This is a genomic window from Sporosarcina sp. ZBG7A, from assembly GCF_000813425.1.
Lineage (GTDB): Bacteria > Bacillota > Bacilli > Bacillales_A > Planococcaceae > Sporosarcina.
This window is the reverse complement of sequence record NZ_JWIB01000061.1, coordinates 26,998-38,115: the sequence shown is the minus strand read 5'-3', so window position 1 is coordinate 38,115 and position 11,118 is coordinate 26,998. Positions and strand designations below refer to the sequence as shown.

Annotated in this window: 8 protein-coding genes; all 8 read right to left on the bottom strand. The window is 46.3% G+C overall.

Annotated features, from left to right (window positions below):
• Nucleotides 1-92: 92 nt before the first annotated feature.
• The gene (locus tag RL70_RS16680; protein ID WP_039044521.1) at nucleotides 93-1,694 is read right to left on the bottom strand and encodes a CTP synthase; all 1,602 of its coding nucleotides are present in this window, start codon (nucleotides 1,692-1,694) and stop codon (nucleotides 93-95) included.
• 182 nt (nucleotides 1,695-1,876) lie between these two features.
• The gene (gene rpoE, locus RL70_RS16675) at nucleotides 1,877-2,425 is read right to left on the bottom strand and encodes a DNA-directed RNA polymerase subunit delta (protein ID WP_052246021.1); all 549 of its coding nucleotides are present in this window, start codon (nucleotides 2,423-2,425) and stop codon (nucleotides 1,877-1,879) included.
• A gap of 51 nt (nucleotides 2,426-2,476) precedes the next feature.
• Nucleotides 2,477-2,644 (bottom strand): hypothetical protein, encoded by a 168-nt coding sequence (locus RL70_RS17970; protein WP_156138003.1) that lies wholly within the window; start codon nucleotides 2,642-2,644, stop codon nucleotides 2,477-2,479.
• 453 nt (nucleotides 2,645-3,097) lie between these two features.
• Nucleotides 3,098-6,367: a fused isobutyryl-CoA mutase/GTPase IcmF gene (gene icmF / locus RL70_RS16670; protein WP_039044519.1), complete on the bottom strand. Its 3,270-nt coding sequence runs from the start codon at nucleotides 6,365-6,367 to the stop codon at nucleotides 3,098-3,100.
• 42 nt (nucleotides 6,368-6,409) lie between these two features.
• Nucleotides 6,410-7,042 (bottom strand): TetR/AcrR family transcriptional regulator, encoded by a 633-nt coding sequence (locus RL70_RS16665; RefSeq protein ID WP_039044518.1) that lies wholly within the window; start codon nucleotides 7,040-7,042, stop codon nucleotides 6,410-6,412.
• 15 nt (nucleotides 7,043-7,057) lie between these two features.
• Nucleotides 7,058-8,197, bottom strand: a complete 1,140-nt coding sequence (locus RL70_RS16660) for an acyl-CoA dehydrogenase (protein ID WP_039044517.1) — start codon at nucleotides 8,195-8,197, stop codon at nucleotides 7,058-7,060.
• 457 nt (nucleotides 8,198-8,654) lie between these two features.
• Complete coding sequence (locus RL70_RS16655; protein WP_039044516.1) at nucleotides 8,655-9,791, bottom strand: acyl-CoA dehydrogenase; 1,137 nt, start codon at nucleotides 9,789-9,791, stop codon at nucleotides 8,655-8,657.
• 14 nt (nucleotides 9,792-9,805) lie between these two features.
• Entirely contained in the window at nucleotides 9,806-10,657 is an 852-nt protein-coding gene (locus RL70_RS16650) for a 3-hydroxybutyryl-CoA dehydrogenase (protein WP_039044515.1), read from the bottom strand.
• Between the last annotated feature and the right edge of the window lie 461 nt (nucleotides 10,658-11,118).

Genomic DNA, 11,118 nt, shown 5'->3' with positions numbered 1-11,118 from the left:
CTATTCGCTTGAGCAGATTCGTCCCTTCCTGATTTTAATTCATGAAAAAATCCCCTATTCTGCATCACGCGGAATAGGGGGTTTGGTTTTCATTACTTTTGATGAGCAAGTGCAGCTTCCACGAAGCTCTTGATAAGCGGTTGTGGAGCTGTTGGACGTGATACGAACTCTGGGTGGAACTGGCATCCAATGAAGAACGGATGACTTGGTACTTCGATAATTTCTACGAGGCGTTCGTCCGGGCTGATTCCTGAAATGACCATACCTGCGTCTTCAAACTGCTTTTGATAAGCGGTGTTGAATTCGTAACGATGACGATGACGCTCTTCAACGAGGTCCTTGCCATACGCTTCATATGCTTTTGAACCTTTTTTCACTTCACATGGATAGCTTCCTAGTCGCAATGTGCTTTCGTCTTCTCGTCCGTTGCGGTAGTCCGGATGCAACAAGAAGATCGGATCCTTCGTATGCGCATCGAACTCTACGGAATGTGCATGTCCAAGACCCATCACGTCACGTGCATATTCAACTGCTGAGAGTTGCATGCCAAGACCTGTTCCGAGGAACGGAAGATCATTTTTACGTGCATAAGCAATCGCATGGATCATTCCATCTACTCCGCGCTCTCCGAAACCAGCTGGTACAAGCAAGCCGTCGACGTCTGCTAGCAATTCTGCTACGTTTTCGGCAGTGACCTCTTCAGAATTAATCCATTTAATGTCAATGTCTGCATCAAATGCATACCCTGCATGGTACATCGCTTCTACGAGTGAAATGTACGCATCTTGCAATTCCACGTATTTTCCAACGAGTGCAACGCGAACCGTTTTCGAGAGATTTTTCACGAGACTGACGAGTTTTTTCACTTCGTCCATTTCAGGTTGCTTCACATCTAAACCAAGGTAATCGACAACGATATCGTCCATCTTTTGTTCATGCAAACGAAGTGGCACTTCGTATAATGTTTCTGCATCTCTCGCTTCGATGACTTCTTCTGGCTTAATGTTACAGAACAACGAAATTTTATCTTTCATTTCCTGTGGGATTGGATATTCACTTCGCAACACGATCATATTCGGCTGGATACCCAGGCTACGTAGCTCTTTCACACTGTGCTGTGTAGGCTTTGTTTTCATTTCTCCCGCCGCTTTCAAATAAGGAACGAGTGTATTGTGGATGTACATGACATCGTTTTTGCCTAGGTCCGTTTTCATTTGACGGATTGCTTCAAGATACGGTAATGATTCGAAGTCACCGACGCTACCACCGATTTCTGTAATGACGACGTCTGCATGCATTTCTTGTCCTGCGCGCTTGATGAGTGTTTTAATTTCGTTCGTAATATGTGGAATAACTTGAACAGTCGCTCCGTTATACTCGCCATTACGCTCTTTTTGAAGAACAAGTGAATACACTTTCCCCATCGTGATATTAGAATATTGGTTTAAATCGATGTCGATAAAACGCTCATAGTGACCGATATCGAGATCCGTTTCTGCTCCGTCTTGTGTGACAAACACTTCGCCGTGCTGAAGCGGGCTCATCATAGTGGGATCGATGTTAATATATGGATCGAATTTTTGCATCGTCACTTGCAAGCCACGATTTTTAAGAAGTCTACCTAGTGATGCTGCATTTATGCCTTTTCCGAGTGAGGAAACGACACCGCCTGTAATGAATATATATTTCGTCATGAATGATTCCTCCAATGTGTGTAGTAGTCGGGAAAAGCTAATTTTCATATGGTGCAATAACGAAAAAACGCCCCTGCTGCAGTATTCTCTGCAGAAGGAGCGCTTAAACATCCGTTCGTTTGTCCTTTAAAAAGGAGCCCAATTAGATTGTATAGCGGATGACTTTAGAAGTCAAGGATTGATTATAATTCTTCTTCCTCGTCCTCTTCTTCCTCATCATCTTCTTCATCTAATTCGATGTCCTCATCAGGAATGATTTCAAGACCTTCGGCGGGATCTTCGACTTCGTCTTCGTCGGCATCTACGTCATCATCCTCGTCATCCACGTCTTTTTCATCGCCGAGTTCTTCATAGTCTTCTTCGAAGATTTCATCCTCGTCCAACTCATCCAAGTCTTCCAACTCATCGTCGTCATCTGAAGCTTTTTTCTTTTTCTTACGAGTTTTAACGACTGGTGCAGTTTCTTCTTCAATCTGATCGACTGGGTACCATTCACGAAGGGCCCATCCGCCGTCGTTCATAGCCATGAAACGACCGTCGATGTTGATGTCTGTGTAGAATTGGGGAAGACGCTCTTCCATTTCTTTTTTGCTGACGCCTGTAAGACTACGGATTTCATCCATTAGTTTTTGAAATGTAATAGGTTCGCGACGATCTTCAAAAATTGCAAATGTAATATCGATCATTGATTCCTCTTGTAGTTGTTCTTTTGTCATGTTTTTATAGTCCATGAGATGCACGCCCTTTCTGAAGCTTTTTTCATGTATTCGACTGGTGCTTTGTTACAGGGTTTTTCTATTCGTACGGAAACGCTTGAATTCTTTCCAGCTGATCACGAGTAAATATACGGCCGCGAGCAGGAAGGGAACTGCACCAAATCCTTCTCCGTAGAGGAGATAGGTTAGTACGATTAGAATGATTATGATAACAAGATGAAGTGCCATCTTCAACTTCCGCACCCCTTTTCGGCCATTCTTTATAGTATACTCGGGTTTTGGGTTTAAAATCCACTGAAATTCATTTTGTTTGTGAATAAATTCGGGTGGGCTAGTAGGACTGTGTTGATCTGCACTTCAGACGGACGCTTTCCGCGGGCTCAATCTCAGTCTCCTCAGTTCGCTTCGCTCCTTGCGGGGTCTTCGATTTTCGCTGATCCGCAGGAGTCGCCTTCTTTCGTTTCGATCAACGGATATTCTGGATATATAGGATATTCTCTGGAAGTGTTGAGGAGAGTGGGACCTCTTATAAGCTATAGATAAACATAGAAAACATATATAGCGAGCATCCTCCACGTTAAGTGGATGGATAATAGAAAACGCTGCTAATTCCAATTCCGCAAATTACACACGAAAACGCACTAAATAGAGCGAGGGGATTTCCCCCGCTCTTTTTTAGTACGCATGTTACATATTACGACGGTATTGGCCGCCTACTTCGTATAGGGCGTTGGTGATTTGGCCGAGGCTTGCGACTTTTACGGTGTCCATAAGTGCCTCGAAGATGTTGCCGCCTGAAATGGCGAGTTGTTTTAGGTCTGCGAGTGCTTGTTCTGCTTCGCTGCTGTGAGCGGATTGGAACGTGCGCAGGTTTTTGATTTGTGTTTCTTTTTCTTCTTGCGTTGCGCGTGCGAGTTCCATGCTGTCGATGTCTTCTTCAGATGGCGGGTTCGGGTTCAAGTAGGTGTTGACGCCGATGATTGGGAGTTCTCCTGAGTGTTTCTTCATCTCGTACAACATGGATTCTTCTTGAATTTTGCCTCGTTGGTACTGCGTTTCCATTGAGCCCAGGACGCCGCCACGGTCGTTGAGTTTGTCGAATTCTTGAAGGACTGCTTCTTCGACAAGGTCCGTCAGTTCTTCTGCAATGAATGACCCTTGGAGCGGGTTTTCGTTCTTCGAAAGACCGTGCTCTTTTGTAATAATCATCTGGATTGCCATAGCGCGACGAACGGATTCTTCCGTAGGTGTCGTGATTGCTTCGTCATACGCATTTGTGTGAAGAGAGTTACAGTTATCTTGCAATGCCATGAGTGCTTGCAATGTCGTACGAATATCATTGAAATCGATTTCCTGCGCGTGCAGTGAACGACCTGACGTCTGGACGTGATATTTCAGCTTTTGGCTACGGTCGTTAGCACCGTATTTCTCACGCATTGCAATTGCCCAGATGCGACGTGCAACGCGACCGATGACCGTGTACTCCGGATCGAGACCGTTCGAGAAGAAGAACGATAAGTTCGGTGCGAAGTCATCGATGTTCATCCCACGGCTCAAATAATATTCGACATACGTGAAGCCGTTTGCAAGTGTAAATGCAAGTTGTGAAATCGGATTTGCCCCAGCTTCTGCAATATGATAGCCCGAAATGGACACAGAGTAATAATTACGTACTTTTTTGTTAATGAAATACTGCTGAATATCCCCCATCATTCGAAGAGCAAATTCTGTCGAGAAGATACATGTATTTTGCCCTTGATCTTCTTTTAGAATGTCGGCTTGCACCGTTCCACGAACGACTTTCAGCGTTGCTTCCCGAACTTCCGTGAATTCATCCACAGATAAATTGCGGCCAAGTTCTTCTTCCTGTTTCTTCACTTGCTGATCGATCGCAGTATTCATGAACATCGCTAGGATAATCGGTGCAGGACCGTTGATGGTCATCGAAACGGAAGTCGATGGCGCACATAGATCAAATCCAGCGTAGAGCTTTTTCATATCCTCAAGTGTACAAATGTTAACGCCAGATTCTCCTACTTTCCCGTAAATATCCGGGCGTTCGTCAGGATCTTCTCCGTAAAGTGTTACCGAGTCGAATGCTGTAGATAGACGTTTTGCATCGTCGTCTTTCGACAAGTAATGGAACCGGCGATTGGTACGTTCCGGTGTTCCTTCTCCCGCGAACTGACGTTTCGGATCTTCCCCTTCTCGTTTGAAAGGGAATACGCCTGCTGTATACGGATATGAGCCCGGTACGTTTTCTTTGTAAACCCAACGAATAATTTCGCCGTAGTCTTTGAACTTCGGCAACGCCACTTTAGGGATTTTCAATCCGGATAAACTCGTTGTCGTCAGCGCTGTCCGGAGTTCTTTATCCCGGATTTTCGTGACGAATTCGTCTTGTGCATACGATTCTTTCAACGTGTTCCAGTTATCCAGAATGCGTCTAGATTCAGCAGTCATCTCGTTGCGGACGTTGTCATGGAGCTTCTCAAGTGATTTCACGAGTGCATCTTCAGGTGACTTTTCGCGCACTTCTGCGAGCGCTCCTTCGAGCTGATACATCCTCGTTGCAAGATGGGCTTGCTGTTCTGCGTGTTTATGGTAGCCACGGACCGTCGTTGCGATTTCACGTAAGTATTGCAGGCGGTCGTTCGGAATGATGACGTTTTGTTTCTGTGTTTTCACGAATTCGGTGTAAGACGTCGTCCAGTCGCTTCCACATTTTTTATTCAGCGTATCAACGATTGCAGCGAATAAAGTATTTGTCCCTTTATCATTGAACTGGCTCGCGATTGTACCGTAGACAGGCATTGTTTCCAACGATTTATCAAATAAAAGGCGGCTACGTTGGTACTGTTTCTGAACTTGGCTCAATGCATCTTCTGAGCCTTTTCGTTCAAATTTGTTAATAGCGATCAAGTCTGCAAAATCGATCATGTCGATCTTCTCAAGTTGTGAAGGTGCTCCGAATTCGCTCGTCATTACGTACATCGAAACGTCAGAGACTTCGTCGATTTCTGCGTCCCCTTGCCCGATACCGCTCGTTTCCACGATGATCAAGTCATAGCCCGCTACCTTGACGATATCAAGCACGTCTTTCAACGCACCAGAAAGTTCCGTGCGAGAGCCACGTGTTGCAAGACTGCGCATGAAGACGCGCTTATTGAAGATGGCATTCATCCGGATCCGGTCGCCTAGAAGCGCTCCACCCGTTTTCTGTTTCGTCGGGTCGATGGACAGAATCGCTACTTTCCGATCCGGTAGCTCATGAAGGAATCTGCGGATTAATTCATCCGTTAGAGAACTTTTTCCGGCTCCCCCTGTCCCCGTTATCCCGAGAACCGGCGTACCTTTAGTTAGTTCACGCGCGCGATTCAGTAGAGTCAAAGCTTTCTCGTCTTGATCTGCATAGTGCTCTTCGGCATACGTTATGAGGTTCGCAAGCAACTCGGGCTTTGTTGTTTCGACTTGCTCCAAATAAGCCATTTCGTCCTTCACTTCCGTTGCGTAATCGCACTCTTCGACCATGCGATTGATCATCCCTTGAAGGCCGAGTTTGCGACCGTCTTCAGGAGAGAAGATCCATGCGATGCCGTATTGGTGTAGCTCTTTAATTTCTTTCGGGATAATGACGCCGCCCCCGCCGCCATAGATTTTAATATGACCCGCACCGCGTTCCTTCAACAAGTCGTACATGTATTTGAAGTACTCGACATGCCCACCTTGGTACGATGAAATCGCGATTCCTTGGACGTCTTCCTGGATTGCCGCGTTCACGACTTCTTCCACAGATCGGTTGTGTCCGAGGTGAATAACTTCTGCACCTGTCGATTGTAAAATGCGTCGCATGATATTAATGCTCGCATCGTGACCGTCAAATAGACTCGATGCTGTTACAAATCGCACGTGATGTGTCGGTTTGTAAATCTCTTGTTGCGTTTCAGCTGTTGCCATATTCGTGCACCCCTTTTGCTTTGTTTTCCATTTCCCCAATCATTAATTGCTAGCAGGTTTCACTAATCCGTTCAGTAACTGGTCGGTTTGAAATTCAATATAGCCATCTAATGTATACATCTGTTTCAATTCCCATCTGCGGAATGCCCACATTTGCCCTTGGATAACGATGTGGTGTGCCGCAAGTCCGATGCTGTTTTCCGTGATGCGTAGCTCCCCAGCATCTGCGCATGCACGAAGTAGTGTTTCGAATAACCCTGTCATTCCACGTTCTTTTTCCAGCACATATTCGAGTGCATTTTTCGGCAGCGATTTCGATTCTTGATACATGACGACGAATTCATCAGACAAATCATCGATGAGCCTGTAATAGACGTCGATTGCACGGGTGAGCCCGCCAATCGTCGCTTCTTCGTCCGCGATTCCCGAAAGACGGAGCTGCACTTCGTTGTAAATCGTGTCACAGACGAGGTACAGCACGTCTTCTTTCGTACGAATGTACTCGTAGAGCGTACCGATGCTGAATCCTGCTTCCTTTGCAATTTCACGTGTTGTGGAGCGGTGAAATCCTTTTTGTTTGAACAACCGGACAGCACCTTGGATAATCTGTTCTCGCCGTTTTTCGATTAAATCGCCATCTTTTACAGACGACTTTACTTGGTGTTTCAGTTCCATCATCTGACCCCCTTCTTACTTCGTCAGCATACGGGAGATGACGAGGCGTTGCACTTCTTGCGTGCCTTCATAGATTTGCGTGATTTTAGCATCGCGCATAAAGCGCTCGACTGGATAGTCTTTCGTATATCCATATCCACCATAGACTTGAACCGCTTCAGTAGTGACCTTCATCGCCGTGTCGCCCGCCATGAGTTTCGCCATTGCGGATGCTTTTCCGTATGGAAGGTTGTTGGACTCGAGCCATGCAGCTTGGTATGTCAATAGACGAGACGCTTCTGTCGCCGTCGCCATGTCTGCAAGTTTGAAACCAATCCCTTGGTTCGCAGCAATCGGCTTACCGAATTGTACACGCTCTTTTGCGTAACCCACCGCAGCGTCTACCGCACCTTGAGCGATTCCGACTGCTTGTGCAGCAATTCCGTTCCGTCCGCCATCGAGGGTTTTCATCGCGATGATGAAGCCTTGACCTTCTTCACCGAGCATGTTTTCTTTTGGCACACGGCAGTTGTCAAAAATAATTTCTGTTGTTGGAGATGAACGGATGCCGAGCTTTTTCTCTTTTTTCCCAACAGAGAATCCTGGATAATCTGCTTCAACGATGAAGGCAGTCGTCCCTTTGTGCTTCGAGTCTGCGTCCGTAACTGCGAAGACGATGTAAATGTCAGCGATGCCACCGTTTGTGATGAAGATTTTCGAGCCATTCAGGACGTAGTCGTCACCGTCGAGTTTCGCGGTTGTTTTCATGCCGCCCGCGTCTGACCCTGATTGAGGTTCTGTCAGTCCATAAGCACCGATTTTTGAGCCTTCTGCCATAGGACGGAGATACTTCTGCTTCTGTTCTTCCGTTCCGTATTTGAACACCGGCCATCCAGCGAGCGATGTGTGCGCAGAAAGTGTGACGCCAGTTGACGCACAAACGCGTGACAATTCTTCGACTGCGATAACGTATGCGAGGTAGTCGCTACCGATGCCACCGTATTCTTCAGGCCAAGGAATTCCAGTGAGTCCGAGTTCCGCCATTTTTTTGAATAAATCCATGTCGAAGCGTTCTTCTTCGTCACGTTCAGCTGCTGTCGGTGCGACCTCGTTCTCTGCAAAGTCGCGGACCATTTTGCGGATCATTTCGTGTTCTTCAGAAAGTGTAAAGTTCATGGTGAGTTCCTCTTTTCTATTGGATTCGTTGCTTGCTTGAGCGGATTCGACGCTTGCTTGATCACTTTTCCTCTTGCTTGAGCGGATTTATGACTCGCTTGATCACTTTTCCTCTTGCTTAAGCGGATTCGTGGCTCGCTTGATCACTTTCCGCTTGCTTGAGCGGATTCATGACTCGCTTGATCACTTTTCCTCTTGCTTGAGCGGATTTGCGGCTCGCTTGATCACTTTTCCTCTTGCTTGAGCGGATTCGCGGCTCGCTTGATCATTTTCCCTCTTGCTTGAGCGGATTCGTGACTCGCTTGATCACTTTCCGCTTGCTTGAGCGGATTCATGACTCGCTTGATCACTTTTCCTCTTGCTTGAGCGGATTCATGGCTTGCTTGTTCACATTTTTTTATTTGAAGGGGATAGCCTGACAGGTTTGATTGCTACTTCGGCTCTCCTAAATTACTGGTTACTTCGTTAGGTGCTTGGAAATTACGATGCGTTGGATTTCGCTCGTACCTTCGTAGATTTGAGTGACTTTGGCGTCGCGGAAATAGCGCTCGACGGGATAGTCTTTCGTGTAGCCATAGCCACCGAATACTTGGACAGCTTCGATTGCGTTGTCCATCGCCGTTTGCGAGGCGAATAGTTTAGCCATGGATGCTTCTTGTGCGCATGATTTGCCTTCAGCACGAAGTTGAGCTGCTCGGTAAACGAGTAAGCGCGCGGCTTCTGTAGCGGTTGCCATGTCGGCAATTTTGAAGCCGATTCCTTGATTTGCAGCGATTGGTTTGCCGAATTGGACACGTTCTTTTGCATAGTCAGTAGCAGCTTCAAGTGCGGCTTCTGCGATGCCAAGTGCTTGTGCCGCGATGCCGATTCGTCCGACATCGAGGTTTGCCATGGCGATTTTGAAGCCTGCATTTTCCTCACCCAGCAAATTTGCTTCAGGTACAAGCATATCTTCGAATGTGAGCTGGACGGTACGAGAGCCGTGCATGCCCATTTTGTCTTCATTTTTCCCGATAATTAAACCAGGAGTATCACCATCTACGATGAACGCCGAAATGCCATATGATCCTTTGGATGGATCCGTTGCGGCGAAGACAATGTAAACGTCCGCTTCCCCGCCATTTGTGATAAACACTTTCGAGCCGTTTAGGACGTAACCGCCATCCTTTTTCACAGCGCGTGTTTTAAGGGAGCCTGCGTCCGAGCCCGATGCAGGTTCTGTCAGACAGAATGCGCCGAGTAATTCGCCAGCTGCCATTCTTTTCAAGTATCGTTCTTTTTGTTCTTCTGTCCCGAAGTAAAGAATCGGGTTGGTACCTACGGATGTATGTACAGAAAGAATGACTCCGACAGTTGCGTGCACTTTCGAAAGTTCGTGGATTGCACTAATGTACGAGACGAAATCCATCCCAGCACCACCGTACTCTTCAGGAACGGTAATCCCCATGAGCCCGAGTTCGCCCATCTTTTTGAGGATTTCTGTCGGGAATTCATCCGCCTCCAAATTTGGTATAAATGGTTCGATTTCCGCTTTGGCAAAATCCTTTACCAGTTTGCGCATCATCTGTTGTTCTTCGGTGAAATGGAAATCCATAAGTTAGTCCCCTTTTATGAGTACGAGTAGAAGCCCCGCCCTGATTTTTTGCCAAGCCATCCAGCGTTTACATATTTACGAAGCAATGCACATGGGCGATATTTCGGATCGCCATAGCCCTCTTGCAGCGTTTCCATAATGTACAGGCATGTGTCGAGTCCGATGAAATCTGCGAGTTGAAGTGGTCCCATTGGATGGTTCATCCCGAGTTTCATCACTTCGTCGATCGCTTCTTTCGTTGCGACACCTTCTTGGAGTGTAAAAATCGCTTCATTGATCATCGGCATAAGGACACGGTTTGCAACGAATCCCGGATAGTCGTTCACTTCTACAGGTACTTTACCAAGTTTGTTCGTCATGTCCTCCACCGCTTGGTACACTTCGTCTGATGTGGATAAACCGCGAATGATTTCGACAAGCTTCATCACCGGTACCGGGTTCATATAATGCATGCCGATGACGTGTTCCGGACGCTTCGTTGCCGCTGCGATTTCTGTGATGGGCAATGATGATGTGTTCGTCGCAAGAATCGTATGAGGCGGCGCAATTTCGTCCAGTTGTTTGAAAATCGATTTTTTGATGTCCATGTTTTCTACTGCCGCTTCGATGACAATATCGACGTTTTGTGCATCATTGATATCCAGTGATTTCGTGATGCGACCAAGGACAGCTTGTTTTTCATCTTCTGTCATTCGTTGTTTTTCAACATTGCGAGCTAGATTTTTCTCGATAACTTTGATGCCTTTTGCATATGATTCTTCTTTGACATCATTGAGTGTCACATTGAATCCTGCTTGCGCGCAAACTTGCGCGATGCCGCCGCCCATTTGTCCAGCGCCGATTACCATTACGTTTTGAATGTTCATGTCTATTCATCCTTTCAGTTTCGTGTTTATTGGTAGTGCGAGCTTTTCCAGGTTCAGATTAAATTTTGTTAATCTGGCATCCTCGAAATGCTCATAAACTCTCGATTCTGCTCATAAATCTCGGATTTTGCTCATGAACCTCCGCATGCGGCGGAATTCAATTGATCACTAATCCATCCTGTCGCGCCAAGTGCTCTTAACCAATCAAAACCAAGATTAATTGGTGTGCTTCGCTTTGCAAAGCATTTTCTGTAGAGAGGAGAAGACATTTGGCTCCTTCATTGAAGCCATACTTTGCCACTCTCGGAGATTGTGATCATAAATCTCGGATTCCGCTCATAAACGCTAGAATCTGATCATTAATCTGCAATAACGCTCATAAATCTCGAAATGTGATCATAAAACCACAAAACTGCTCATAAAACCTGAAATGTGATCATAATCTTCGAATTCCGCTCATA

Excerpts from the sequence above, each read along its gene's own strand:
- RL70_RS16680 (WP_039044521.1), bottom strand. The coding sequence starts at position 1,694 with ATGACGAAATATATATTCATTACAGGCGGTGTCGTTTCCTCACTCGGA.
- rpoE (WP_052246021.1), bottom strand. The coding sequence starts at position 2,425 with ATGGACTATAAAAACATGACAAAAGAACAACTACAAGAGGAATCAATG.
- icmF (WP_039044519.1), bottom strand. The coding sequence starts at position 6,367 with ATGGCAACAGCTGAAACGCAACAAGAGATTTACAAACCGACACATCAC.
- RL70_RS16665 (WP_039044518.1), bottom strand. The coding sequence starts at position 7,042 with ATGGAACTGAAACACCAAGTAAAGTCGTCTGTAAAAGATGGCGATTTA.
- RL70_RS16660 (WP_039044517.1), bottom strand. The coding sequence starts at position 8,197 with ATGAACTTTACACTTTCTGAAGAACACGAAATGATCCGCAAAATGGTC.
- RL70_RS16655 (WP_039044516.1), bottom strand. The coding sequence starts at position 9,791 with ATGGATTTCCATTTCACCGAAGAACAACAGATGATGCGCAAACTGGTA.
- RL70_RS16650 (WP_039044515.1), bottom strand. The coding sequence starts at position 10,657 with ATGAACATTCAAAACGTAATGGTAATCGGCGCTGGACAAATGGGCGGC.